The 25,926-nt window shown below is 39.8% G+C and carries 18 protein-coding genes, 6 tRNA genes, 3 rRNA genes and 2 pseudogenes; 11 read left to right on the top strand and 18 right to left on the bottom strand.

The genetic code is table 11. The annotated features are described in order from the left end of the window. Nucleotides 1-4 precede the first annotated feature (4 nt). Nucleotides 5-658: an energy-coupling factor transporter transmembrane component T family protein gene (locus J6L97_RS00575; protein ID WP_054832778.1), complete on the top strand. Its 654-nt coding sequence runs from the start codon at nucleotides 5-7 to the stop codon at nucleotides 656-658. An 8-nt stretch (nucleotides 659-666) separates the two neighbouring features. Beyond that, nucleotides 667-1,548 carry a proline iminopeptidase gene (gene pepI / locus J6L97_RS00570; RefSeq protein WP_057726596.1) on the top strand — a complete coding sequence of 294 codons (882 nt, stop codon included), beginning with the start codon at nucleotides 667-669 and terminating at the stop codon, nucleotides 1,546-1,548. Between the two features lie 23 nt (nucleotides 1,549-1,571). Here pepI and J6L97_RS00565 read toward each other — a convergent pair whose 3' ends face one another. From J6L97_RS00565 to yycF, 10 genes and pseudogenes are all read right to left on the bottom strand, one after another. Further along, a complete protein-coding gene (locus J6L97_RS00565) occupies nucleotides 1,572-2,306 on the bottom strand; it encodes a C39 family peptidase (protein ID WP_057726595.1) in 735 nt (244 codons plus the stop codon). An 8-nt stretch (nucleotides 2,307-2,314) separates the two neighbouring features. Beyond that, the gene (locus J6L97_RS00560; protein WP_054832776.1) at nucleotides 2,315-3,457 is read right to left on the bottom strand and encodes a DUF5776 domain-containing protein; all 1,143 of its coding nucleotides are present in this window, start codon (nucleotides 3,455-3,457) and stop codon (nucleotides 2,315-2,317) included. A 110-nt stretch (nucleotides 3,458-3,567) separates the two neighbouring features. Next, nucleotides 3,568-3,891, bottom strand: coding sequence for an SLAP domain-containing protein (locus J6L97_RS00555; protein ID WP_202401254.1), 324 nt, complete (start codon nucleotides 3,889-3,891; stop codon nucleotides 3,568-3,570). Between the two features lie 399 nt (nucleotides 3,892-4,290). Continuing rightward, nucleotides 4,291-4,770 carry a 23S rRNA (pseudouridine(1915)-N(3))-methyltransferase RlmH gene (gene rlmH / locus J6L97_RS00550; RefSeq protein WP_005720466.1) on the bottom strand — a complete coding sequence of 160 codons (480 nt, stop codon included), beginning with the start codon at nucleotides 4,768-4,770 and terminating at the stop codon, nucleotides 4,291-4,293. A 517-nt stretch (nucleotides 4,771-5,287) separates the two neighbouring features. After that, nucleotides 5,288-6,550: a S1C family serine protease gene (locus J6L97_RS00545; protein WP_057726593.1), complete on the bottom strand. Its 1,263-nt coding sequence runs from the start codon at nucleotides 6,548-6,550 to the stop codon at nucleotides 5,288-5,290. A gap of 79 nt (nucleotides 6,551-6,629) precedes the next feature. Then, nucleotides 6,630-7,427: pseudogene (locus J6L97_RS00540) on the bottom strand (MBL fold metallo-hydrolase). Nucleotides 7,428-7,439: 12 nt separating this feature from the next. Further along, complete coding sequence (locus J6L97_RS00535) at nucleotides 7,440-8,264, bottom strand: two-component system regulatory protein YycI (RefSeq protein WP_057726592.1); 825 nt, start codon at nucleotides 8,262-8,264, stop codon at nucleotides 7,440-7,442. A 2-nt stretch (nucleotides 8,265-8,266) separates the two neighbouring features. Then, nucleotides 8,267-9,628 carry a YycH family regulatory protein gene (locus J6L97_RS00530; protein WP_005720461.1) on the bottom strand — a complete coding sequence of 454 codons (1,362 nt, stop codon included), beginning with the start codon at nucleotides 9,626-9,628 and terminating at the stop codon, nucleotides 8,267-8,269. Further along, complete coding sequence (walK, locus tag J6L97_RS00525) at nucleotides 9,609-11,462, bottom strand: cell wall metabolism sensor histidine kinase WalK (protein ID WP_005720460.1); 1,854 nt, start codon at nucleotides 11,460-11,462, stop codon at nucleotides 9,609-9,611. Before walK ends, J6L97_RS00530 begins: the two co-directional genes overlap by 20 nt. A 70-nt stretch (nucleotides 11,463-11,532) precedes the next feature. After that, nucleotides 11,533-12,249 carry a response regulator YycF gene (yycF, locus tag J6L97_RS00520; RefSeq protein WP_005720459.1) on the bottom strand — a complete coding sequence of 239 codons (717 nt, stop codon included), beginning with the start codon at nucleotides 12,247-12,249 and terminating at the stop codon, nucleotides 11,533-11,535. Nucleotides 12,250-12,386: 137 nt separating this feature from the next. Between yycF and J6L97_RS00515 the strand changes: the two genes are divergently transcribed. The 7 genes from J6L97_RS00515 (at nucleotide 12,387) to J6L97_RS00485 (ending at nucleotide 16,730) form a co-directional block, all read left to right on the top strand. Continuing rightward, nucleotides 12,387-12,459, top strand: a tRNA-Lys gene (locus J6L97_RS00515). A gap of 118 nt (nucleotides 12,460-12,577) precedes the next feature. Beyond that, complete coding sequence (locus J6L97_RS00510) at nucleotides 12,578-12,799, top strand: hypothetical protein (RefSeq protein WP_005720458.1); 222 nt, start codon at nucleotides 12,578-12,580, stop codon at nucleotides 12,797-12,799. A gap of 132 nt (nucleotides 12,800-12,931) precedes the next feature. Then, a tRNA-Lys gene (locus J6L97_RS00505) sits at nucleotides 12,932-13,004 on the top strand. Between the two features lie 179 nt (nucleotides 13,005-13,183). Beyond that, nucleotides 13,184-13,945, top strand: coding sequence for a lysophospholipid acyltransferase family protein (locus tag J6L97_RS00500; RefSeq protein WP_013085640.1), 762 nt, complete (start codon nucleotides 13,184-13,186; stop codon nucleotides 13,943-13,945). Between the two features lie 16 nt (nucleotides 13,946-13,961). Next, nucleotides 13,962-14,798, top strand: a complete 837-nt coding sequence (locus tag J6L97_RS00495; RefSeq protein WP_057726591.1) for a glycosyltransferase family 8 protein — start codon at nucleotides 13,962-13,964, stop codon at nucleotides 14,796-14,798. A gap of 17 nt (nucleotides 14,799-14,815) precedes the next feature. Continuing rightward, entirely contained in the window at nucleotides 14,816-15,769 is a 954-nt protein-coding gene (locus J6L97_RS00490) for a glycosyltransferase family 8 protein (protein WP_035443297.1), read from the top strand. A 13-nt stretch (nucleotides 15,770-15,782) separates the two neighbouring features. Continuing rightward, a complete protein-coding gene (locus J6L97_RS00485) occupies nucleotides 15,783-16,730 on the top strand; it encodes a glycosyltransferase family 8 protein (protein WP_057726590.1) in 948 nt (315 codons plus the stop codon). A 45-nt stretch (nucleotides 16,731-16,775) separates the two neighbouring features. On the opposite strand, the gene J6L97_RS00480 is transcribed toward J6L97_RS00485, so the two are convergent. Continuing rightward, nucleotides 16,776-17,633: an IS982 family transposase gene (locus tag J6L97_RS00480; RefSeq protein WP_118992340.1), complete on the bottom strand. Its 858-nt coding sequence runs from the start codon at nucleotides 17,631-17,633 to the stop codon at nucleotides 16,776-16,778. A 97-nt stretch (nucleotides 17,634-17,730) separates the two neighbouring features. On the opposite strand from J6L97_RS00480, the pseudogene J6L97_RS00475 reads away from it, so the two are divergent. Both J6L97_RS00475 and J6L97_RS00470 read left to right on the top strand, forming a co-directional pair. Further along, nucleotides 17,731-18,571 (top strand): annotated as a pseudogene (locus J6L97_RS00475) (lysophospholipid acyltransferase family protein). Between the two features lie 92 nt (nucleotides 18,572-18,663). Next, complete coding sequence (locus J6L97_RS00470; protein WP_005726080.1) at nucleotides 18,664-18,885, top strand: cytochrome b5-like heme/steroid binding domain-containing protein; 222 nt, start codon at nucleotides 18,664-18,666, stop codon at nucleotides 18,883-18,885. Between the two features lie 414 nt (nucleotides 18,886-19,299). Here the strand turns inward: J6L97_RS00470 and J6L97_RS00465 are convergent. The 7 genes from J6L97_RS00465 to J6L97_RS00435 form a co-directional block, all read right to left on the bottom strand. Continuing rightward, nucleotides 19,300-19,372 (bottom strand) — tRNA-Asn (locus J6L97_RS00465). 13 nt (nucleotides 19,373-19,385) lie between these two features. After that, a 5S ribosomal RNA gene (gene rrf / locus J6L97_RS00460) occupies nucleotides 19,386-19,502 on the bottom strand. Between the two features lie 70 nt (nucleotides 19,503-19,572). After that, nucleotides 19,573-22,480 (bottom strand): 23S ribosomal RNA (locus J6L97_RS00455). Nucleotides 22,481-22,600: 120 nt separating this feature from the next. Beyond that, a tRNA-Ala gene (locus J6L97_RS00450) sits at nucleotides 22,601-22,673 on the bottom strand. A gap of 56 nt (nucleotides 22,674-22,729) precedes the next feature. Beyond that, nucleotides 22,730-22,804: transfer RNA gene (locus J6L97_RS00445), tRNA-Ile, on the bottom strand. Between the two features lie 131 nt (nucleotides 22,805-22,935). After that, nucleotides 22,936-24,499, bottom strand: a 16S ribosomal RNA gene (locus J6L97_RS00440). The 16S, 23S and 5S rRNA genes sit together here with 3 tRNA genes alongside, the layout of an rRNA operon. A gap of 1,345 nt (nucleotides 24,500-25,844) precedes the next feature. Further along, nucleotides 25,845-25,917, bottom strand: a tRNA-Asn gene (locus J6L97_RS00435). Nucleotides 25,918-25,926: the final 9 nt, after the last annotated feature.

Raw genomic sequence — 25,926 nt, 5'->3', positions numbered from 1 at the left:
GCTTATGAATCCTAGTTTAAAATTTCTTTTAGCATTTATTATTTCCCTGGAAATATCTTTAAAAGCTAGCTTAGTTACTAATTTGTTAGTAATCACCTTCGCGCTAGTTTATTTAATTATTACTCGAATCAAAATCAAAGAGTTAATCTTGATCATTATCTTGCCCTTTATTGCTGCTTTTACAATCTTTGCAACGCTCTTTTGGTTTTCACCAACACCAAATGCTTATTATGCTTGGAATTTGTCAACGCGTGTCTATGTTTATACCTTGACGATTGCCTGCGTGACACGTAATAACACCGCTACAGACTTTGCCCGATCATTAGAGCAGAACCTGCACTTCCTCAGTAAATTTGCCTACGGCGTACTGGCGGCGATCAACATTATTCCGCAGATGAAGATGGCAGTTAAACAGATCCGAACTAGCGCGATGATGCGGGGAATTTATCTCAGCTTTTGGTCACCGGTCCTTTATTTCAAAGCGATTCTAGTGGCCTTAAACTCAGCTGATAATCTGGCTCAAGGGATGGAATCGCACGGCTATGTTGAAGGGCAAAAACGCTCAACAATTGTCGTCATTCCTTTAACGGCTAAAGATTGGGTCATTTTCTTTACCCTGCTGATTTTGGTTAATATCTCATTATTTTTGTTTAAATAGGTGAAAAAATGAAAATCATCGAAGGAAAAATGCCCTTCATGGGCTATGAAACTTATTACCGCATTGTTGGTCAAAGAAGCAAAAAAACGCCACTCGTCTTGCTCCACGGTGGTCCTGGCTCAAGTCATAATTATTTTGAAGTTTTGGACAAATTAGCTGAAATTGACGATCGCCGAATCATTATGTATGACCAGCTTGGTTGCGGCAAAAGCAGCATCCCCGATGATCATCCTGAACTTTATACTAAAGAAACATGGGCTAAGGAACTTATGGCCTTGCGGGAACACTTGGCTTTGCATCAAATACACCTATTAGGTCAAAGCTGGGGCGGGATGCTGGCGCTGATCTACATGTGCGATTATCATCCAACTGGCATTCAAAGCTTGATCTTGTCTTCTACCTTGTCATCGGCATCCTTATGGAGTAAAGAATTACACCGCCTAATCAAGTATCTGCCAATCGAAGAACAAGCAGCAATTCACCGCGCCGAATTAACTGGCAATTTTACTGATCCTGATTACTCAAGAGCTAACGAACACTTCATGAATCAACATGCAATTGACATGACTAATACCTGGCCTGAATGCGTGATGCGCCCTAAGCGCGGCGGCAAAATTGCTTATGAAACCGCATGGGGACCAAATGAATATACGCCAGAGGGCAACTTGCACGATTATGAATACACGGAAAAGCTAGGCAAAATAAAAGTCCCAACTCTAATTACGAGTGGGACTGATGATTTATGTACGCCTTATGTGGCTAAAACGATGCAAGACCATCTTGCTGGCAGTGAGTGGCAACTATTTGAAGGTTGCGGCCACATGTCTTTTGTAGAAAAAACAGATGAATATGTTGAAATGTTGCGGAAGTGGCTTGATCAACATGACTAAAAAGTAAATATATTTACATAAAATTAATAGCTCAACGCCCGATGGGCATCTAAGGCCCAGTGCGTCGCAAAAATTTCTTGCTTGATCTTCCGCTTGGTTCCAGTCCAAGGATCGTTATAATAGATCGTTTTGCCATGGTAACCAGTCAAGGTAATGGCATGATTAGAGATACCGTCAAACATCCCTACCCAAGCGACCACCAAGTGCGAATTAATCAACTTATCCTTAATTGCGGGCAAGCCACAATTGGTCATATTCTTTGCTCTACCAATATAGTGCTTCACTACAGGCTTCACTCCATTAGGCGCAACCCAATAGCCGAGCGGATATTTCTTGTAGGGCGAACCGATAAAGCCTTTGTTAGAATTAGAGCTGCGCGGCATAATCTTGGCTGCCTGCTGTTTAGTTACCTTTTTACCGGCAAAATTAATCATCATGGTCACGGCAGTAATTTCACAGCCAGTTGGCATTTCAGGAAGTTGGCTGATTACCTTAGCGTAGTTCCTAATACCGACAACCTTGCCACTTTTATTAATCCAATAGTATGCCTTTTTAGTCTTAGTATTTTTAAAACGTTGCTTACCTGCTTGGTCAAAATAGACATAATGTTTACCCACTTTTTTCAGGCCAGTATACTTAGGAGCCGTTTGATTAGTTGCTGCAGCGTCATCATTATCAACAGCTTGGACTGTTTGGCTAGTCAACAACAATAAGCCTAGGCCCAAGCTTGCCAATAAAACAATTAGATATTTTTTCATCTTTTTCCTTAAATAAATGGTCGCTTAATACCAGCGATCACATTTCTTTGTGAATTAACAATTGGTTGAACCATCACACGTGGTGGCCAGCTTTCAATTACGCTGTTATTGCCTAAGTAAATCGCAACATGCCAAATAGTATGTGTACCTGGTTGGTAATAGAACACTAAGTCGCCACGCTTTCTTTGTGAATATGGAACACGCTTTAAATGCTTGTCGGCCCAAAGATTGCGTGAATTCCATTCGTTACCTGGATGAGCATGACCGATTGAACTAGTTGGAACTGGACTAATTCCACCTGCATAAAGTCCTTGCATTACTAAACCAGAACAATCAACGCCGTAGCTTGGACTAGTTGAACAACCTGCTAACCATGGCTTGCCCATATATTTGTAAGCTTGATTAATCATTGCTTCAATATGTGCCTTGCGTCCTTGCCAAGCATAAGCCTTAAGTGGAGCAACATAGCTATCAATGCTGTACCATGACTTCTTAGAAAAGCCCATTTTTCTCCAAGTTGCTAAGTTAACATTACCAGTTGCTGGCAAGTGGTGACTACGTTGGAAGTTCTTTACTGCGTTATAAGTAGCTTGGTTATAGTAATTCGTACCTGCCCAAGTACCAACTCTATGCATTACTTTCCAAGTCTTAATCCCCTCATAGCCACGGTACAAGTTATAACCCACCTTACCGTATGGTTTAACTTGTGTGTAATGTACTTGATGATAACCCTTAGGATTTTGGTAGGCTATGACCTTAGTTACCAAAGATTTTTTAGCAGGCAAATACAAGCCATCACTAGTCTTTAGTATTGGTACTTGGTTGTCAGATTTAACAATTCGACTAATTAAAAAGTGTGATCCTGCTTTTACGCTCTGTGCTGATTTAGTCAATGCAGCATCCTTATAAGCAGTAGTTGCATGCTTAATTCGCACTAATTTAGGGTTAGCAGACAAATAATCTGCCTTGTTATAAGTAACCTTATCTGAATCAGAATTAGTTTGGTCACTAGTTGCAGTTACTTGCGTCTCATTAGTATTAGCTGTTGTGTTAGTATCGTCAGCCTTAACAGTAGTTGCGGCAGTACTTACGGCAACTAAAGCAGCAATAACAGCTGCTGTCCATCGTTTTCTCATTCCAACATCCTCCATGATATTTGTAAAATCAATTTTATTTTACCTTGATTACAGAAGATTTTCTATGGTTTTTGAGGCAAAAAAACAGCAACTATTATGTTGCTGTCGTAAATGATATTCAGCTTCTAATTAAAATTTGATGTCCTTACATATTGCTTAGCAGGTCCGCCAATTCTGTAATAGCGTTTGCCATTCTTAAACTTGTATGAACCACCGTAAGTTGTCACTGTGGAGCCTTTGTACAACTTCCAAGCACCGTTATGCGTAGTGCGTTTTTTTGATGTACTGTAGATGTAGGCGTTACGCTTTAAAACGCGACCTTGACCACTAATATTGGTCACCTTAATATAAGCATCCCTATCAGCCAACTTGTAGAATTTAGCGCCATTAATTGTTATGGGACTTTGATTTACAGTTACTGCACGATATGCGTAATACTTTTCACCCAATGACTTGCCATTTTCATCATAAAAAAAGCCGCCCCGAAGGACGGCTGTATTGAGTCTGAATCGGATTAATCAAAGAAACTATCAATCAGGTTCTTAAGGAACTTTTTAATAGCCCTCTTGAGCTCTTGAAGCACTTGCCATCACAATTCAGTGGTAGAAATACTACTACAAAGATAAAGTAGACTTCAGCGTGTGCGTGAGCTACTAGCTGGTAGCTCAAAAATTAGCAGGGCGATCGAAAGATCGTCTTTTTTGTTGCCAAACATAATTTAACAAAATCTATTTTTAAATCATAAAAAACTAAAAAAGCACTGACCTGCCACAGTTTTTTTCAATATGCTTGTGAAATCTGCAAATATGCAAAAATAAAAAGCCCAATTTATGGGCTTTTTCTATATTCTACTTATGATAAGGACTACCTGAGTTAATCATAAATGCACGATAGATTTGTTCAATCAACACCACGCGCATCAACTGGTGTGGCATCGTCAATTTACCAAAACTAATCAAGTCATTTCCCCTCTTGTTTACAGCATCGCTAGTCCCTAAACTGCCACCAATGACAAACGTAATGTCTGAATGACCATAAGTTGCGAGATCCTGAATCTCTTTAGCGAACTCTTCGCTGCTGCGCTGCTTTCCTTTAATTGCAGTCACATACACGTACTCCTTATCTTTAATTTTGCTCAGGATTCGCTGACCTTCAATCTCTTTAACCTTCTCATCTTCAGCTGCACTGAATTTTTCCGGTGCTTTTTCATCAGGCACCTGTACAATGGACACCTTTGCAAAACGACTGAGTCGTTTCTCATACTCCGCAATTGCATCCCTAAAATACTTCTCTTTTAATTTTCCAACACATACAATTTTGATATTCATGCTTCTATTATAACAAGCATAGCTAATTTTCCATTCATAATTTTAATCTACCAGCACAATACTAACATCTCTTCCACACTATTTACCCAAACTTTTCCACAAAACTTCAAAGACCAATTTCAACATTTTGTGGTATTATTTTACTTATGCCCCAGAAGTTGTATTTAATAATTTTTCTAAAATTTCTTTATTCACATCGATTTTATGAAAGCCTTTTTTCACAAACTTTATCTCTTAAGGCTTGTTATACCTGCATGAACGCCTGTTTTCTCAAATAGAATTCACTAAATAAGGTCAAAATCATCATATTTTTCCACAAGTTAATAAACCTATATTTATCAAGTTATACACAATCCACAGAGTTATCCACACTTATCAACAGGCTGGTGTCTGTTTGACAACAAATAATTCCGAACAATTTGATGTTACACATTTAAAAAGTTAACAAAAAGGCTATATCTACGTTTAAACCGCGTGATATAGCCTTTTTTCTTTTAATTAACTTCTATTTTGATTTTTAGTTACCTTCAAGTTTTACCTTTAAGTTGACATCCTTACCATTTCTGTTCACGGTAACATTTACGGTATCACCGACTTTATGGCTGTATAAAATGCTGTGTAACGATGCCACATCATCAATCTTCTTGCCGTCAACCTTGGTAATAACGTCGCCGCTCTTCATTCCGGCATTAGCAGCTGAACTATTCTTGTTTACTGAGGCAATGTAAATACCACTCTTCAAAGTAGAATTGATCTTCAAGCGGCTTCTGTAGCCTTCTGGAATACCTTGAAGTGCGATTACCCTTACGCCAAGTTGTGGACGGGTAATCTTACCCTTCTTAACTAATTCGTTCACAATCGTAACTACTTCGTTTGATGGAATTGCAAAGCCCATTCCTTCGACAGAAGTACCATCACTTGATTGGGCTAACTTCATTGAGTTAATCCCGATCACTTGACCAGCTGAGTTAACCAAGGCACCACCTGAGTTACCTGGGTTAATTGCGGCATCAGTTTGAATAACCGTTTGTTGATTGCCTGATGAAGTAGAAATGGTTCTAGCCGGTGCTGAAATAATCCCTTGCGTTACCGTAGAAGCATATTCACTACCTAATGGTGAACCAACGGCAATGACAGTTTGACCAGCTTGTAAGCTCTTAGAATCGCCAAATTCGGCCGTCTTAGTCACATACTTAGCATCAATTGAAAGCACAGCTAAGTCAGTTGTACTATCCTTACCAACAACTTTAGCATTTACTGTCTTGCCATTAGCTAGCATTACCTGAACAGCATCACTGCCTGAGATAACGTGGTTGTTAGTAACGATATAGCCCTTGCCATTAGATTTCATGTAGACTACACCTGAGCCTTCACTGTAAGTCTCAAGCTTGCCCTTGCTGCTTGATGAAGAGCTATCATCACTGTCATCATTACCGAATAAACTATTATAAAGTGAATTAGTACTATTAGAACTTGATTGGCGTTTTAAGTTAATAACTGAAACAACCGCTCCTTTTACATCATTATATGCAGTAGTCATTGTGCCACTAGTCTTAGCACTCTTTTCTGAAACTTTACTACTACTTGAAGATACACTAGTTTGAGCAGCACCATTATTAACTGATGCATTATTCATTTGATCAGCTGCGTAATATGAAACGCCTCCACCGATCAAGCCACCAACTACACCGACAATCGCTGCAGTGGCAATGATTTTACCATTAGTATTCTTTTTTCTAGGTTGTTGTAAATTGTTATTATTATTTTTATTTTCTACCATACTTGCTTCTCCCCTCATCTTGTTTACTAATCATACCGATTAAATTTGAATATTATATGAAAAAATGTTGTGAAAACTGCTAAATTTCAACTAATTTTGTAGGCTGATTAGGTTCTGTATCAATAATCTTAACATCATCATCCAAATTTGCATCCCCCTCAAGCAGCATTTCCTTTGCCGTTTCGTGAGCTAAATACTCCGTATTATTATGTTGGCTGCGATGCGCTAAAAAGATATGCTTTGTTTTAGGTGTGACTACATCAACTAATGCCTGGGCTGCTTCGTCATTAGATAAATGGCCTACATCCGACAAAATTCGCTGCTTCAGTGCCCAGGAATATGGTCCATCTCTGAGCATCATATTATCATAATTAAATTCCATCATATAGGCATCAGCATCTTCAATTGTCCCTTCAACTTCTTCTGATACATAACCTGTATCAGTTAAAAAAGCGACCCGCTTACCACCACTAGTAAACACATAATATTGCGGCTCAGCTGCATCATGACTAGTTGCAAAGGCAGTAATATCAACATCACCAAAAGTTTTAGTTTAGCCTGGTTCAATTGTATTCATTTGTTCAGCCGGTAATTTACCTATTTTTTGCGTATCCAATAAATACTGCCAAGTCCCACTATTGGCAAAAGCATCTATCTTAGGATAACGGCGCATCAACACGCCGAGTCCGCCACTATGATCGGTATGATCATGACTTAAAAAGGCCATATCAATCTCGTTAATATCAACTCCAACTTCGGCTAGCAAATCTTTAGTTTTCTTACCAGAAATGCCAGCATCCATCAGGATTTTATGCTGGCCTGTAACGATTAAACTGGTATTGCCGGTCGAGCCGCTTGCTAAAACGGAAACCTTCAATTTTTGTCCCTTCTACTTTTCTACATTATAGGTACTCGATTGTAGCATCTGTGCCGTATATGCATTAATACGTTTCATCGTGATATTTTTAGTTGTCTTATTTTCTACCCAAACCAGCCAAGTTGGCAACAAGATTGTGCTGCCACGTACTTCTGTCAGTTTGGAGTAACCTAATTTTACCTGCGTTACGCGCGAATTATTAGTCAACTCACGATCAGTGTACATCGCACGCACAGCACGCCAAGCACTGATGGTTGACTGTAATTCACGCACTGGACTAGCTTGCCCCATATATGTTTCAGTAAAATTAATAATCTGATTATCTTTTACATTGATATTCAATTGGGCCGAGTTAGCATAAATTTCACCATAATCTGAGTTTTGCACAAAAACATAATTGTCTTCACTCGACATATCAGGTTCATACTTGAATTCTTTACCATAAGGAATATTTTTCGAATCATTCTTAAAATCTTCAATTTGTTCTAAAGCTTCCTTAGTTTTTTTACTCAAAAGGACTGCTTGTCTTGGTTCACCATAAAGCACATTATCGCTTTTAGAATAGCGGGCATTTACATTAGTCAGCGAGCTAACTTTGCCAGAAAGGTAGTCACGATTCTTGGTAGCTAAATAATAACCAGAATCTGGTGCATCCGAAATCTTATCGGGCAAATCAATATTGTCTGACTTCATTTCATTGCGGATGCTAGCAACGCTGCGAGTAGTGGTATCAGCGTTACTTAAATTAACGGGAGAACGGAGAATTTCGATTCCAAGATAAATATCAATTAAAAAGAAAACAACGAAAAATAGCCATTCGATTCGTTTATGGTCCATTTCTATTTTCCCCCTTCGTTAACAGTTAACTGATCAGCTTCACGGTAGGTAGATACGTCTTGCTTTTCCCATTCACCTAGGCTCTTCCATTCATCGTAAGCTTTGATATAGTACGTTGGGATCAAGTTAATCAAACTATGGTGACTTGAATCCTTTTCTTCAGCAAAACCAACGATAATTCGTTGAATATCTTCCTGCTTTAGGCCGTGATTGACTAATTCATCAACAACATCTTGGGTTGGTTTTAACCGCTTAGTTTGACCATCAAACGGAATTGGAATTTGGAAGTTTACACTATTAAAGGCCACATTAATCGAATCTGTTGAAAAGGTCGTCTTGACTTGCAAATCATGCTTATTTAAGAAAACAGGAATCCCTTCAATATAGTTTAGATAACTAACATTAGCACCATCTGCATCAAAGAAGCGTAAATCTTGCTCGGTTAACCCCAATTGGTGAACATAATAAACGCTATCTAATAAGCGGTTAGTAGTATTGGGGATCTTATTTTTTTCATAATGAGTATAAAGATAATTATGCTCACCTGAATTAGAATCTGGCACTCTTAAGCGAGTATAGTAGTTCAAAGAATATACCGTTTGACCATTCTTATTAGTCTTACTAGTAACGCCAGATGTACCTAATAAACGCGAAACAAAGTAAGAATACGATTGATGATTAGTCAAGTAACTATAAACTTTAGCATTCATTGTCTTGATGTAAAACGGTGAATAGCCTTCCTTTAAACGAACTAATCTAACTGGATACTTGCTCTTAGCATTACGTGCATATTTACGTAGTTTATCAAAATTTGCGCCAGCAATTTTTACTTGATAAATTTCATTAGTCTGATCATTTCCCAAATAAATCCAGTGATTTGACTGCGAGATAAAGAAGCGGTTAAACTCGCGGTTATCATTTGCGGCATTATTCAACTGGTTAAATAAGGAGAAAGTAATTTCATCTGGATAAACCAACTGCACATAGTTGGGATTGTTTAAATACTCTTCATATTTAGTTCTAGTATCAACTATTTTCTTAATTTTATTAGTGGCCTTGGCTTTTTTTATCTCTTTGGTAAATTCTAAAGTCAAATTATTTTTTGAATCATATAGCTGACACAAATTTCCATTAGCAAAACCATATGAAGTAGTTGGAATATATAAATCATATAATGACTTAAAATTGTGACTACGCGTTTGCTCTTTAGTGATATTATTTTGATTTTGCTGACCAATATTACTAAAGCGCTGATCACTAGTCATAATAAAGATCCAAAGCACAATTGAGAGGACAATGACGATCAGTGTAGCTAAGCCTAAGAAAAATTCACCGAATTTGAATTTAAACTTCATCCCAATCATCCTCCTCTGTCATCGGTTCATATGGCAAGGAAATATAGAAAGTAGACCCCTTGCCTTCGCTACTGTCAGCCCAAATTTTACCATGGTGAGCTTCCACAATTTCTTTAGCAATGGCCAAGCCCAAGCCGGTACCACCTTGGGCCCGGGAACGTGCCTTATCAACTCGGTAAAAGCGGTCAAAGATTTTACCCAGATCTTTTCTTGGAATACCCAAGCCCTGGTCAGAAATACTTAAGATAACATGATTTTGGTTTTGGGTCATTCTAACAGTAATTACACCGCCATCAGGTGAATACTTAATTGCATTGTTCATAATGTTATCAATTACCTGCATCATCTTATCGGTATCGATTTCCACCCATAAGGCTTGACTGCCTAATTCACGCTTAATTGTGTATTTCTTCTTTTCTTTATTTTTATCTGTTTTAACAATCATATCGAAACGGTTAAGAATATGGTTAACAAAATCGTTTAAGTTAACAAATTCTAGATCCATTTTTGAAACGCCACGGTCCATTCTAGACAAACTCAACAAGTCATTGATCATTCTAATCATCCGACTAGTTTCTTGTTGGGTAACTTCCAAAAACTTAGGAGCAATCTCTGGATTCTTCCAAGCACCCTCATTAAGAGCTTCAATATAAGCCTGCAAACTTGTTAAAGGTGTTCTCAATTCGTGTGAGACATTAGAAACAAACTGTCTTTGTGAATCTTCATTCTTTTGTTGCTCAGTTACATCGTGTAATACACAAACTGACCCTGATACAAAGCCAGTTACTCGCTTAATCAAAGAAAAACTAGCATGCAAAATAATTTCATCCCGCGTACCTGGATCAAGGGTAATAACGATCTCTTTTTGACTAGAAATCAAATCTTGTGACGAAGTATCTTCTAGTCCCAGTACTTCAGCAATCGGCTTATTGATAACCTCGTCTTCTTTTTTATTTAAAAAGTTTAGTGCCATATGATTAACCACACTGACGTTACCATGACGATCAGTGGCTAGAACTCCATCGCTCATGTGTGACAGAACACTATCTAGTCGCCGCCGTTCACTATCAGACTCTTCTTGTGAGCGTTCAATTCGTACGGACAGGGTATTAAATGCTTTAGCTAATTGCCCTAGTTCATCATTGGAATAAATTTTTACCTGACTTGAATAATCACCATCAGCAATATGCAATGCTTGTTTCTGCATTTCTTCGATCGGTTGCGTAATTGCCCGGGAAATAACCAATGACAAAAATGCACCTAATAAAGCCGCGATCAATGACGCAATCAAGAAAGTCAATGAAATTTGGCGCAAATTGTTAAAGACATCTTGCATACTAGCTTTAACATAGACAGCACCAACAGTATTGTTAGAGCCATTGCCACTAGTCAACGGCGATATTTGAATCATGTAATTGCCATGATCATCGACCACTTTATTAATTTGATGTCCAGTTGAAATAACCTGCTTCACATCAGTATTGTTAATCCGTTGACCGATCTTACTTTTATCATTTAAGTTAGAAACGGCACGAATCGTATCCTTATTATCGACAACAATAATTTCACTAATTGCATCATTATTGTAGTCATTAACAATTTGATTCAAGCGATCATTAGTATTTTTATTATCACTGGTCAACTGATTAGCTAACTGATTGCTGACGATAGTCTGAATCTGGATTGATGATTGGAAATTTTCAATGCTATTTTGCTCTAATTGACGGGTAAAATAAGCTCCAATAACTTCAATTGTTGCCAGTAGCATCAGCATGAACACAATTGCAATTTTAGTATTAATGGAATTAAATGTACTATTTAATCTTGCTTTGAATTTTTTCATTCTACTCATTCAATATCTAAAAAATATAAAAAAGAAAGCCACTACCATAACGGTTCTGTGGCTTTCTTTATTATTCTTCACTCGGCTGTTTTACATAATAGCCAACACCACGACGGGTAACTAAAATTTGAGGTTGGATTGGATTATCTTCAATCTTTTCTCTTAAACGGTGTACCGTTACGTCTACAGTCCGCACATCACCGAAGTAGTCATAACCCCAAACAGTCTGAAGCAGGTGTTCACGAGTCATAACTTGTCCCATATGTTGAGCTAAATAGTAAAGAAGTTCAAATTCACGGTGAGTAAGTTCAATCTTCTTACCATTTTTTTCTACAATATAGGCATCTGGCATAATGACCAAGTTACCGATCTTAATATTCTTATCGGTCTCTTCTTGGCTGGCAGCTTCTGCTTTTTTAACAATATCACGACGACGCAGGTTAGCCTTCACACGGGCAACTAATTCCCGGTTAGAAAACGGCTTGGTTACGTAGTCATCTGCACCCATTTCCAGTCCTAAGACTTTATCAATTTCAGTATCTTTAGCAGTTACCATGATGATTGGCATGTCATGCGTTTGACGAACTTCACGCGCAACTTCCAACCCATCTTTTTTGGGCAACATCAAATCCAGAATCATTAGATCCGGGTCGTATTCGTCAACTTTTTTAACAGCTTCTTCGCCATCATAGGCGGTGTCGACATCAAAGCCTTCCTTAGTTAAATTAAATTTGATAATATCAGAAATCGGCTTTTCATCGTCGACGACGAGAATCTTCTTTGGCATCGGGAATGCCTCCTTTGCCCTTACATTATACTGAATTTTGTAACATTAGCCAAAAATTTTTGTTTTTTTTTCAAAAAAAGCTTGCATTTTCTTATCAACAATAGCATAATAATATCTATTGATTGATTCAACGACATGGGTGGCTAGCTCAGCTGGCAGAGCAACGGACTCTTAATCCGTGGGTCCAGGGTTCGATCCCCTGGCCACCCATAATATTTTTCGTAAGAGATAAGATGTTGATTTTATCTCTTTTTTTGTTTCTTAAATTGGATTTAGAAAGGGCTTTCTTGGTAAAATAAAATTAGAATTTGTACGAGGGGGCTTTACAATGAATGAAGCTGTATTTTTTAATCCAGGGGATGCCATCGCATCTTCACACGACTTTAAAGAAGCACGCCGCAGTGCTCAAATCATTAAGGCAGAACGTCCAACAGGGCGCCAAATTGTGATTGCCAAAAATGATCAAAGCGGTGTCTATGCTGTTTACTATGCAGATCACATGAAGCAGGATCAGCAAGGCACAGCCTATCATATTCAAGATAAACTTTAGTAAAAAAGCGGCCATTATGGGCGCTTTTTGCTAGCTTCAAATTATTTTTCAACTTTTTTCAAAAAAAGCTTGTCAAATTATAAAACTACTGGTAATATATTTAAATGTCGGCGGGAGCTGATGAACAAATATGGGTGGCTAGCTCAGCTGGCAGAGCAACGGACTCTTAATCCGTGGGTCCAGGGTTCGATCCCCTGGCCACCCATAATATGAAAGATGCACTGCAAGAAGGCGGTGCTTTTTTTATGCTATTTTACAGAAGATTCGTATTTTTCGATCATGAAATTACGAATCTTTTTTATTTTCTTTCAGCATTCCTCTCGTCTTAGGAATTAGGCTTTTTTCCATGGTATCATAGGATACATAAGTATCATGGAGGGCAAGATGAAACGGATTTATTATTACCAAAAAACAACCGATGATGTAGTCGATAGTCACGATCAAAATTTCAGTCTACCCGATAATTACGTTATTCTACCTAATTCTCTTGGAGCTAGAATCTGGTCCACTACCGCTCGTCACTTAGCATGCGCTTTTGGTTGGGTGGTTTTCCGCTTCTTCGATCATGTAAAAGTCGTTGGTCAAGAAAAACTTAAGCAAGTCAATGGGGGCTATTTTATTTATGGCAACCATACTAGACCCATGGGGGATGTCTTTACCTCGCTCACAATTTTTCCAATCAAAAATTTTTATGCTATTGCTAATCAAGCTAACTGGGGCATCCCCTTCATTGGCAAATATCTTGTACGCTATGGCGGTCTACCTGTTGGCAAAAATATGAAGCAATCGCTCAAACTAATTAAAGCCATTCAAACTGTGATTAAGGATAAAAAGGGCGAGATTCTCATCTACCCTGAAGCTCATGTCTGGCCCTATTACACGAAGATTCGCCCGTTCGATGCAACAAGCATGCACTTTCCAGTTAAATTAAATGCGCCTAGTTTCGTCATGACCAAAACCTACCATAAAAAGTGGCTTAGCAAGCGGCCTAGTGCCGTTATTTACATTGATGGGCCCTTTTACCCGGATACAAATTTAAGCCGTAAGGAAGCTCAAAATAAGCTTCACGATGAAATTTGGCAGGTAATGAAGCAGCGTGCAAAAAATAGCGATTATGAATATTGTCAATATATTCAAAAGAAATAAAAAATAGGAGTTTATCATGAATATTCTTTTTTGTGGAGATGAAAATGCTCAAGATGGCGTTTTGATTTCCACCTTATCTTTAATCAAAAATTCTGGTGCTCAAGAATTGCATCTTTATATTTTAACGATGGAGGCACACAGTGATGAACGTAAATATCACCCTTTCTCACAACATGCGGCTGATTTTTTACGTTCTTTAGTAAAAAAAGCCAATCCTAACAGTACAGTTGAATTAATTGACTGCACCAAGTTATTTGAACAGGAACCGCCAACCGCTAACATGAATACTCGCTTCACGCCATATGCTATGTTGCGTTTATTTGCAGACCAATTGCCACAGATTCCTGATCGCATTCTTTATTTAGACGATGACATTGTCATTCGCGGTGATATTACAACTTTTTACAATGAGGATATTACCGGAATCGAATTAGTGGGCGTACTTGATTATTGGGGCCGCTTCTTCTTCCACAATCTTAAGACCAAGCGCGCATTTGATTATCTTAATTCTGGCGTTTTGTTGCTGAATATGAAGAAAATTAAACAAACTGGTCTCTTTGCCGAGGTGCGGCATATGATGCAGGTTAAGCAAATGTTTTTGCCCGACCAATCAGCAATAAACAAGCTAGCTGTAGCCAAGCGAGTAGCACCACGCCGTTATAATGAGCAATATCATTTGCAAAAAAACACCAAAATTCAACATTTCACTACTAGCTTTAGGTTTTGGCCTTATTTCCATACTCAAACAGTTAAGCCATGGGATGTTGATCGCGTACACAGTGTACTTCATTTACATGAATATGATGATTTGCTTAACGAATATCTCAAATTACGAAATAATTTAAAAAAATAATTTAGGAGGATCTTATTTTGAAAACCATTCCTGTTTTTTACACAATTAGCGATAATTATACGCCATATGCATATGTTTCAATTAAATCATTAATTGACCATACTGACCCCAAGAAGGACTATACGATTACCCTTTTAGTCCAACAGATATCTGATGAGCACAAAAAGAGCTTAGAAGATCTTTCAACTGATAATATTCATATTCAAATCTTTCATATCGACGATGACATGGTTAAGCCAATCCATAATACCAAGGAAAACTACTTGCGTGCTCAATTCTTTACCATGTCAATTTTCTACCGGCTATTCATTCCAGAATTGTTCCCTCAATATGACAAGGCAGTTTATCTTGATGCAGATACTATTATCTGTACTGATATTGCTAAAATGTACGAAATTGATATCGCCGACAACATGTTTGCTTCATGTCCCGACTTATCAATTCGTTACATGCCACTTTTACAAAAGTACATTAAAGAATGTCAGGGAATTTTGCCTGCAGAAAAATACATCAATAATGGTGTAATTCTGTTTAATATGAAGGCCTTTAGAGACAAAAAGTTTGTTGATAAATTCTACTACTTAATGAATAAATATCATTTCGATAACGTTGACCCTGATCAAGCCTACATGAATGAAATTTGCGAAGATAAGATTTATCACCTACCTAAAGAATGGGATGCTATGCCAAACGAAAGCATTCCTGAAATTCAAGATCCTAAGATCGTGCACTACAATCTTTTCTTCAAACCATGGCATTTTGCTGATGTTCAATATGGTCATTATTTCTGGGATGTTGCTAAAACTACGCCGTATTACGATGAACTAAAGCAGCAATTAGACAACTTTACTGATGAAGACCGTCAAAAGGCCCGAGCTGACCTAGAATGGATGGCTAAAAAAGTTGACATGATTGTCAAAGAGCCAAATACTTGGGCTAAGGTTAAACAAACGGAATCAGTTAAAATCTAAGAAAGGTAATTTTATGACAATTCCTATTTTTTACAGTATCAGCGATGACTTTACCAAATACGCTGCTGTTTCTCTTAATTCTTTAGTCAAACATACAGATCCAAATAAGGATTATACTGTTTACTTTTTAAATCAAGATCTCTCATCAAAGCATCAAAAAGCTTTGTCTGATCTTAGCAGTTCAAACGTTCATGTGAAGTTTTTCCATATTGATAATCAACTTGTACAACCTATTCAAAATCGTAAGGAAAACTTTCTTCGCGCTGACTTTTTTACCATGTCGATTTTTTATCGCCTCTTTATTCCAGAACTTTTCCCCGAATATGATAAGGTGATCTATATTGATAGCGACACAATTGTAAACGACGATCTTGCTAAACTATACAACTCCGAATTGGGTGATAATTTATTTGCTGCTTGCACCGACTCCTCAATTCAATATGTAGACAAGATGATAAAATACATCAAAAATGTCCTGGCACTTGACCCCAAGAAATACATTAACTCTGGCATGCTCGTCATGAATGCTAGGGCCTTTCGCGCTGAACATTTTATTGACCATTTTATGACACTTTTAGAAAAGTATCATTTTGATTGTATTGCTCCTGATCAAGACTATTTAAATGAAATCGGGGAAGGCAGAATTTTGCACTTAAATCCTCGCTGGGATGCTATGCCAAATGAAAACACTGAACCTTTAACTAATCCTGGTCTGATTCACTATAATCTTTTCTTTAAGCCATGGCATTTTGCTAATGTCCAATATGCACAGTACTTCTGGGATAGTGCCAAACAAACGCAGTTTTTCGATGAATTAAAGAACGAACTCAATAATTATACTGATGACGAGCGTGCAGCAGACCGCGAAAAATTGGATCATATGCTTGCTAAGGAAGACAAAACTGAGCAAGATCCTAATAATTGGGCAAAAGTTAAGAAACGAGAGGCAGTAACACTATGATTTTTGGCGATAATCGTGAGGCAGTGATTAAAAATACGCGTGGTGCTAGTTAAATCGTTCTAGACAATAAGCCAAATTATAAGCTAAAATTGCAATTTCCAACCGGCTTTGAAAGCCTATCAGACTACGTGCTCGATTGTTCTCGGCATTGTAATAGGTCAGAAGCGAAAAGTCGCTTTCAATTGTTCTGCGAATAGCCATCAATTGATGATCATTGTGCTTTTTAGCTCCTGTCATATTTTTACGATATGGTGTCCAAAGTTCATAACCCATTTGTTTTAGCTGTTGATGCAGTTCTTTGCCTAAATAGCCTTCGTCGCCAAGAAGATAGTAATTAGATGGATGTGCATTTTCCATCAGTTCAACTGTCTCCTTGGCATCATGAACTGATGCTTTTGTTACGACATAATCAAGAATGTAACCGTCATCGCTAACAATGGCATGAACTTTGAAACCATAGAAGTAAATTTTCTTGGTGGCCTTATAACCAATGTTGGCATAACCGCGAAAAATTTTAGCACGATAGTTGCGAATTGGTTGGCAAACAGGTACCGGAAAGCTGTCAATGATCAAGAAATGTCCATTCAGGTCAACCTTTTTATTCATTTCTTGCCGTATCTGATAAATCAATTGCAATAGCTGACGTGAACGCCGATTAAAACGTGAGTGTGATAAACAATTGAAACATTCACAGAATCTTCTTTGTGATTCAATTCCTGTCTTAGCTTGCCAGATAAGTAAAGCCAAAATCAGACTGTCCGTAGTTTTAATTTGATCAATATTTCGCCGATGAGTAAACTCAGCCGGTGCATACAAACGATACCAGTGCCGACAAATTATCACTAAATCTTTAAAACTAACTTGTAAATGGTGGCTAAAACGCTTAAGCTTAAGGCAGTTCAATCAGATCAGACTCTTTTCTATTATTACTATTTACAAGTCGAGTCTAACAAGATTGGACTTTTTTATTAACTAAAACGATTTAACTAGCACCACGCGTATTAAAAATATAAAAAAAGCTGCTAATGAACGCAACTTCACAGCAAAAGTAGAAATCGGCGATCCCCAAATGTCCCTAGATCAGCGCCTTAAATTGGTCAATGATTATTGGAATAAGCGTAACACTTTTTCAAGTAAGCTTAATAATCGTATTGGACATCTCTTATTTGGTACTTTATCCAGAGCATTAGCTGGATCAACTGAATTTGTAGGTTTAGAGAACCTAAATAATTTACCTATTGGTGGCGCAATTTTAACTTCTAACCACTACAATCAGGTTAATTCTTTACCAATGAAGCTGCTCGCTAACAAGATGCACCATCAGCTTTCAATTGTAATTGAAGATACTAACCTAATGCTACCGGGATTTTTTCCGCTATTTAATGAATTATGTTGGCACTATTCCACTAGTTCAGAGTCCTAGCTATATTGGAAATGAATTTCCTAAGCACCTCAGTGCAGCTTTAGCTAAAAATAATTGGGTTTTAATTTATCCAGAACAGGAGATGTGGTGGAATTATCGCAAGCCTCGCAAATTACAACGTGGTGCCTATTATTTTGCGGCTAAACAAAATGTACCGGTAGTCTCCACTTTTGTCGAGATTAAGGATCTACCTAAAATCGAAAAGAAAGATCCTAATTTTTATGAGACCAAATATATTGTCCATGTTTTACCACCAATCTTCCCTGACGTTTCTCTAAACGCCAACGAAAACGCTCATAAGATGATGGAACTCGACTACCGACAAAAAGTTGCTGTCTACGAGAAAATTTATGGTAAAAAGCTTAATTATGACTTTCTAGATTGGGATATTGCTGGGTGGCGTGGTCATCTTTCATAAGAAAGGCATAAGACTCCTTCGTATCTCTTGCTATAAGGTGACACAGTGTTACCATTAATATATCAAGATCTTATTAGAAAGGAGCTTCTTATATGAGAAAATTTACTAAAGAAACTCTATCAAATTACAATGGTAAAAATGGACGTCCAGCTTATATTGCATTTAATGGTACTGTCTATGACGTAACTAATAATACCCACTGGCTTAATGGCGAAAATAATGGTATCCATGCTGGCTGTGATGTTAGTTTGGACCTCGCTCAATCTCCAGTTCTGGAATTGGCCCACATTAATCAAGTTGGTATTTACAACTAAAGATAAACTAAAAATTTGATCAAAATGAATCCATAAAACAACGAGAGAATTGCTCGTTGTTTTTTTGTCTAACTCAGCATTTTATACGCTGAGTTAATTATTTGATTCAACTACAGTCTTTAATTACTGATGATTACATTATAATCATATAATTGATTGCGTTTAACACATACAAACATTATAAATATTACTTTGTAAACTGATATAATACCGATATTCTTATAATTTGAAGATTTTTTATTCTGTGGCAATAATCGGTGATATAACCTAATTACATAGCCTATTAATCCGATTAACGGCACCCAGATCAATTTTAAATGATAAATGAATATCCAATAATAGTAGCCTAATTAACCTTTTAACATACCCAAAAGGCACAAAAAAAGGAAGCCTTCCGCTTCCTTCTTCCCTTTACTCCGGCTGTCAGACTCGAACTGACGACATCTTGATTAACAGTCAAGCGCTCTACCAACTGAGCTAAGCCGGAATATTAAAAAAGAGCACGGCAGCTTCCTTTCCTCGCAGGCAGTTGCCCACCAACTACTTTCGGCGTTAAGAAGCTTAACTTCTGTGTTCGGCATGGGAACAGGTGTATCCTTCTTGCTTTCGCCACCGTACTCTTTTGAGCTTTTACACTCAAAACTAAACATAATCCTTCTCGCAAAAAACCTTCCAGTTTGCTTCGCTTTGGTCAAGTCCTCGACTGATTAGTACTGGTCCGCTCCATCCTTCACAGGACTTCCACTCCCAGCCTATCTACCTCATCGTCTCTGAGGTGTCTTACTGCTTACGCAAAGGAAATCTCATCTTGAGGGGGGCTTCGCACTTAGATGCTTTCAGCGCTTATCCCTTCCGCACATAGCTACCCAGCGATGCTCCTGGCGGAACAACTGGTACACCAGCGGTGCGTCCATCCCGGTCCTCTCGTACTAAGGACAGCTCCTCTCAAATTTCCTACGCCCACGACGGATAGGGACCGAACTGTCTCACGACGTTCTGAACCCAGCTCGCGTGCCGCTTTAATGGGCGAACAGCCCAACCCTTGGGACCGACTTCAGCCCCAGGATGCGACGAGCCGACATCGAGGTGCCAAACCTCCCCGTCGATGTGAACTCTTGGGGGAGATAAGCCTGTTATCCCCAGGGTAGCTTTTATCCGTTGAGTGATGGCCCTTCCATACGGTACCACCAGATCACTAAGTCCTAGTTTCCTACCTGCTCGAGTTGTCTCTCTCGCAGTCAAGCTCCCTTATACCTTTACACTCTGCGAATGATTTCCAACCATTCTGAGGGAACCTTTGAGCGCCTCCGTTACACTTTAGGAGGCGACCGCCCCAGTCAAACTGCCCACCTGACACTGTCCCTGGCCTGGCTTACAGGTCGAGGTTAGAGCATCCTTCAAACAAGGGTAGTATCCCAACATTGCCTCCAATAAGACTAGCGTCCTATCTTCTCTGGCTCCTACCTATCCTGTACATGTTTAAAAGATACTCAATATCAAGCTACAGTGAAGCTCCATGGGGTCTTTCCGTCCTGTCGCGGGTAACCCGCATCTTCACGGGTATTATAATTTCACCGAGTCTCTCGTTGAGACAGTGCCCAAATCATTACACCTTTCGTGCAGGTCGGAACTTACCCGACAAGGAATTTCGCTACCTTAGGACCGTTATAGTTACGGCCGCCGTTTACTGGGGCTTCAATTCAAACCTTCGCTTACGCTAAGCTCTCCTCTTAACCTTCCAGCACCGGGCAGGTGTCAGCCTCTATACGTCATCTTACGATTTTGCAGAGACCTGTGTTTTTGATAAACAGTTGTTTGGGCCTATTCACTGCGGCTAACCAATCTCTTGGCTAGCACCCCTTCTTCCGAAGTTACGGGGTCATTTTGCCGAGTTCCTTAACGAGAGTTCTCTCGCTCACCTTAGTGTTCTCCACTCGACTACCTGTGTCGGTTTGCGGTACGGGTATGTCATCTCTGGCTAGAAGCTTTTCTTGGCAGTGTGATTACCACACCTTCGCTACTTTTAATTCACTCCTCTTCACAACTCGTGTTGCTGGTTAGAAGCATTTGACTCTTAACCGCACTTGTTGCTTGAACATCGTTCCATCGCGATGCGTGCTTCACCTCCTGCGTCCCTCCTTCGCTCTTAACGATTTGACACAGTACAGGAATCTCTACCTGTTATCCATCGACTACGCCTCTCGGCCTTGCCTTAGGTCCCGACTTACCCTGGGCGGACGAGCCTGCCCCAGGAAACCTTAGTCTTTCGGCGGATAGGATTCTCACCTATCTTTCGCTACTCATACCGGCATTCTCACTTCTAAGCGCTCCATTGATCCTCTCGATTCAACTTCTCCGCCCTTAGAACGCTCTCCTACCACGTGCTCTTTAAAACACATCCACAGTTTCGGTACTATGCTTAGCCCCGGTAAATTTTCGGCGCAGCGCCACTCGACTAGTGAGCTATTACGCACTCTTTGAATGATGGCTGCTTCTGAGCCAACGTCCTAGTTGTCTACGCAACTCCACATCCTTTTCCACTTAGCATAGATTTGGGGACCTTAACTGGTGATCTGGGCTGTTTCCCTTTCGACTACGGATCTTATCACTCGCAGTCTGACTCCCGTGTATGGATATCTGGAATTCGTAGTTTATCTGGATTCAGTAACCCCTGACGGGCCCCTAGTCCAAACAGAGCTCTACCTCCATTATCCTCTCCACGAGGCTAGCCCTAAAGCTATTTCGGAGAGAACCAGCTATCTCCAAGTTCGTTTGGAATTTCACCGCTACCCACAACTCATCCCCGCAATTTTTAACTTACGTGGGTTCGGCCCTCCAGTGCGTTTTACCACACCTTCAGCCTGGTCATGGGTAGGTCACTTGGTTTCGGGTCTACGTCACCTAACTTTTCGCCCTATTAAGACTCGCTTTCGCTCCGGCTCCGTCTTTTCTGACTTAACCTCGCTAGATAACGTAACTCGCCGGTTCATTCTACAAAAGGCACGCCATTGCACTTTAATGTGCTTTGACTACTTGTAGACACACGGTTTCAGGTTCTTTTTCACTCCCCTTCCGGGGTTCTTTTCACCTTTCCCTCACGGTACTGGTTCACTATCGGTCACTAACTAGTATTTAGCCTTGCGAGATGGTCCTCGCGGTTTCAACCGGGATTCCTCGTGTCCCGGCCTACTCAGGATTCTGCTAGGCGTGCTTGAGATTTCGCTTACGGGGCTCTCACCCTCTCTGGCTTACCTTCCCAGATAATTCAACTATCTCTTACACTGCCACGTCGCAGTCCTACAACCCCAAATGATAAATCACTTGGTTTGGGCTCTTTCCTCTTCGCTCGCCGCTACTAAGGAAATCGATCTTTCTTTCTCTTCCTGCAGCTACTTAGATGTTTCAGTTCACTGCGTCTTCCTTTGATTAGCTATCTATTCACTAATCAATAATGCATCTCTGCATTGGGTTCCCCCATTCGGATATCTCCGGATCACTGCGTACTTACCGCTCCCCGAAGCTTTTCGTAGTTCGTCACGTCCTTCTTCGGCTGTTAGTGCCTAGGCATTCACCGTGCGCCCTTTTCTACTTGACCTTACTCAAGAATTCTCTTCTCGGTCGCTCTACAATCTGTTCTCTTTGATTGTCTCGGTTTTTTGCTTGGATTATATTCAGTTTTCAATGTACTAGCTCTTTGATCCTTTTTCTGGATCAATGGAGGCTAACGGGTTCGAACCGATGACCTCCTGCGTGCAAAGCAGGTGCTCTCCCAACTGAGCTAAGCCCCCAGAGTATTTTATTTTCGGCCAGACATAACTTTAACTCTTTTTCCTCGTTATGTCAATGGGCCTAAATGGACTTGAACCATCGACCTCACGCTTATCAGGCGTGCGCTCTAAACCAGCTGAGCTATAGGCCCGACTAACGCTTGGCGTTTTTCAAATCTTTGAGGTACTACCCTCAAAACTAAACAAAGTTTCTCAGTGTGCTTCCGCTTGCTCTGGATACTTCTCTTAGCATTCCTGCTCTCCATATCCTTCGCTTCCTTAGAAAGGAGGTGATCCAGCCGCAGGTTCTCCTACGGCTACCTTGTTACGACTTCACCCCAGTCATCTGCCCTGCCTTAGACGGCTCCTTCCCGAAGGTTAGGCCACCGGCTTTGGGCATTGCAGACTCCCATGGTGTGACGGGCGGTGTGTACAAGGCCCGGGAACGTATTCACCGCGGCGTGCTGATCCGCGATTACTAGCGATTCCAGCTTCGTGCAGTCGAGTTGCAGACTGCAGTCCGAACTGAGAACAGCTTTCAGAGATTCGCTTGCCTTCGCAGGCTCGCTTCTCGTTGTACTGCCCATTGTAGCACGTGTGTAGCCCAGGTCATAAGGGGCATGATGACTTGACGTCATCCCCACCTTCCTCCGGTTTGTCACCGGCAGTCTCATTAGAGTGCCCAACTTAATGCTGGCAACTAATAACAAGGGTTGCGCTCGTTGCGGGACTTAACCCAACATCTCACGACACGAGCTGACGACAGCCATGCACCACCTGTCTTAGCGTCCCCGAAGGGAACTTTGTATCTCTACAAATGGCACTAGATGTCAAGACCTGGTAAGGTTCTTCGCGTTGCTTCGAATTAAACCACATGCTCCACCGCTTGTGCGGGCCCCCGTCAATTCCTTTGAGTTTCAACCTTGCGGTCGTACTCCCCAGGCGGAGTGCTTAATGCGTTAGCTGCAGCACTGAGAGGCGGAAACCTCCCAACACTTAGCACTCATCGTTTACGGCATGGACTACCAGGGTATCTAATCCTGTTCGCTACCCATGCTTTCGAGCCTCAGCGTCAGTTGCAGACCAGAGAGCCGCCTTCGCCACTGGTGTTCTTCCATATATCTACGCATTCCACCGCTACACATGGAGTTCCACTCTCCTCTTCTGCACTCAAGAAAAACAGTTTCCGATGCAGTTCCTCGGTTAAGCCGAGGGCTTTCACATCAGACTTATTCTTCCGCCTGCGCTCGCTTTACGCCCAATAAATCCGGACAACGCTTGCCACCTACGTATTACCGCGGCTGCTGGCACGTAGTTAGCCGTGACTTTCTGGTTGATTACCGTCAAATAAAGGCCAGTTACTACCTCTATCCTTCTTCACCAACAACAGAGCTTTACGATCCGAAAACCTTCTTCACTCACGCGGCGTTGCTCCATCAGACTTGCGTCCATTGTGGAAGATTCCCTACTGCTGCCTCCCGTAGGAGTTTGGGCCGTGTCTCAGTCCCAATGTGGCCGATCAGTCTCTCAACTCGGCTATGCATCATCGCCTTGGTAAGCCTTTACCTTACCAACTAGCTAATGCACCGCGGGGCCATCCCATAGCGACAGCTTACGCCGCCTTTTAAAAGCTGATCATGCGATCTGCTTTCTTATCCGGTATTAGCACCTGTTTCCAAGTGGTATCCCAGACTATGGGGCAGGTTCCCCACGTGTTACTCACCCATCCGCCGCTCGCTTTCCTAACGTCATTACCGAAGTAAATCTGTTAGTTCCGCTCGCTCGACTTGCATGTATTAGGCACGCCGCCAGCGTTCGTCCTGAGCCAGGATCAAACTCTCATTTTAAAAAGTTTGAATGATTGCTCATTCCTTATTTAAGATCTTTGTCTCAAATTTATTGCTTGCGAATTGACTTCGCTTCTTGTTTGGGTTTTTACACCCGCACACTTTTAGCGAAACTTTGTTCAGTTTTCAAAGTACTACCTCTGTCTTGCTTTTTGTAAAGCAGACAGCTTTTATATTTTATCAAACCATCATTTCTTTGTCAAGAACTTTTTGATTTGTTTTTTCGTCTTGCTCAAGCTTTTTCTGCTTTCACCTGACGACATTTAAATATATTACCAGCTTATTTACTTCTTTGCAAGTACTTTTTTTCTTTTTATTTGTTTTCTTTCCTTACATGTCTGTTTTTAAGCTCTCGTCGCATCTCTCGAAGCGACTTTATTAATTTACCTTATTTTCTCCGCTTTGGCAAGTCTTGCTCTTCGTTCGGGTTCTATGTGTTTTTATGAAATATTTATTCTGATTGTAGCAATTACATTAGTAGAATCTGCTTTCAATTATAGAAATATCACCTTAACTCGTTAAAAACTTTATAAATCTCGAACTATATTTTTAAAGGTAAGCAAAAAATATTTTTATTTTTTGTTATTAAGCTGTATTTTCTGCCAAAATAATATTTAATTTATCATTTTCACTAATAACAAGCCACAATTTAAAAACTATTTTTCAAATTTCTCTTATGTTGCTGTAATTCATAGTTACCTTTGTGCGACATATTGACACATATTAACCACTTCAGAATGAATTTCCTAGATCTTGGTACTTAGATAGAGGCATGCTTGTCATCTGTTCACTTAGAACAAATAGTCAACACAGCGCGCTCCAACATACGAGATCAATTAAAAGTCCCTGTCATCTGCTTTGCACACATAGTTTTGTTATAACTGTTTATCTAAATTCAGGTCAATACGAATTGTCTGACCGGTTTAATTATATTTTAGAAGTAAAAAATAGCATTGCTACCTAATTACAAGGAGATACAGTAATAATTACCAGTTATTTTTTCAATCTCAACCGTACTAATTCTGATCAGAATTTTGTTAACTCATTTTTGTATAATTAGCCTACTACAATCAGAACCCCAACAGATTCCTAGATATAGATTGCTTACCTAATTTTACTGTCGTTGAATATTTATAATAATCTATCTATAAGATTTTTATGCACTTAAAAAGAGAGCATAGTCTCCGTAATCAATTCAATTAAGCTATTTAGGAGTTGTGCTATGTCTTCTATTAATGATTATATTAAATTTGACCCTCAAGTCATGCTTGCTTAGCCTAATTAACCTTTTAACATACCCAAAAGGCACAAAAAAAGGAAGCCTTCCGCTTCCTTCTTCCCTTTACTCCGGCTGTCAGACTCGAACTGACGACATCTTGATTAACAGTCAAGCGCTCTACCAACTGAGCTAAGCCGGAATATTAAAA

This window comes from Lactobacillus crispatus, from assembly GCF_018987235.1.
Classification (GTDB): Bacteria; Bacillota; Bacilli; order Lactobacillales; family Lactobacillaceae; genus Lactobacillus; species Lactobacillus crispatus.
The sequence above is the reverse complement of the archived record's forward strand: the minus strand, read 5'-3'. Positions and strand labels throughout refer to the sequence as shown.

What these genes read in the sequence shown, in the direction of transcription:
- J6L97_RS00565 (WP_057726595.1), bottom strand. Translation starts at nt 2,306, where the DNA reads ATGAAAAAATATCTAATTGTTTTATTGGCAAGCTTGGGCCTAGGCTTA.
- J6L97_RS00470 (WP_005726080.1), top strand. Translation starts at nt 18,664, where the DNA reads ATGAGAAAATTTACTAAAGAAACTCTATCAAATTACAATGGTAAAAAT.
- J6L97_RS00495 (WP_057726591.1), top strand. Translation starts at nt 13,962, where the DNA reads ATGAATATTCTTTTTTGTGGAGATGAAAATGCTCAAGATGGCGTTTTG.
- J6L97_RS00510 (WP_005720458.1), top strand. Translation starts at nt 12,578, where the DNA reads ATGAATGAAGCTGTATTTTTTAATCCAGGGGATGCCATCGCATCTTCA.
- J6L97_RS00485 (WP_057726590.1), top strand. Translation starts at nt 15,783, where the DNA reads ATGACAATTCCTATTTTTTACAGTATCAGCGATGACTTTACCAAATAC.
- J6L97_RS00535 (WP_057726592.1), bottom strand. Translation starts at nt 8,264, where the DNA reads ATGGACCATAAACGAATCGAATGGCTATTTTTCGTTGTTTTCTTTTTA.
- pepI (WP_057726596.1), top strand. Translation starts at nt 667, where the DNA reads ATGAAAATCATCGAAGGAAAAATGCCCTTCATGGGCTATGAAACTTAT.
- J6L97_RS00560 (WP_054832776.1), bottom strand. Translation starts at nt 3,457, where the DNA reads ATGGAGGATGTTGGAATGAGAAAACGATGGACAGCAGCTGTTATTGCT.
- J6L97_RS00500 (WP_013085640.1), top strand. Translation starts at nt 13,184, where the DNA reads ATGAAACGGATTTATTATTACCAAAAAACAACCGATGATGTAGTCGAT.
- J6L97_RS00530 (WP_005720461.1), bottom strand. Translation starts at nt 9,628, where the DNA reads ATGATTGGGATGAAGTTTAAATTCAAATTCGGTGAATTTTTCTTAGGC.
- rlmH (WP_005720466.1), bottom strand. Translation starts at nt 4,770, where the DNA reads ATGAATATCAAAATTGTATGTGTTGGAAAATTAAAAGAGAAGTATTTT.
- yycF (WP_005720459.1), bottom strand. Translation starts at nt 12,249, where the DNA reads ATGCCAAAGAAGATTCTCGTCGTCGACGATGAAAAGCCGATTTCTGAT.
- J6L97_RS00545 (WP_057726593.1), bottom strand. Translation starts at nt 6,550, where the DNA reads ATGGTAGAAAATAAAAATAATAATAACAATTTACAACAACCTAGAAAA.
- J6L97_RS00575 (WP_054832778.1), top strand. Translation starts at nt 5, where the DNA reads ATGAATCCTAGTTTAAAATTTCTTTTAGCATTTATTATTTCCCTGGAA.
- walK (WP_005720460.1), bottom strand. Translation starts at nt 11,462, where the DNA reads ATGAAAAAATTCAAAGCAAGATTAAATAGTACATTTAATTCCATTAAT.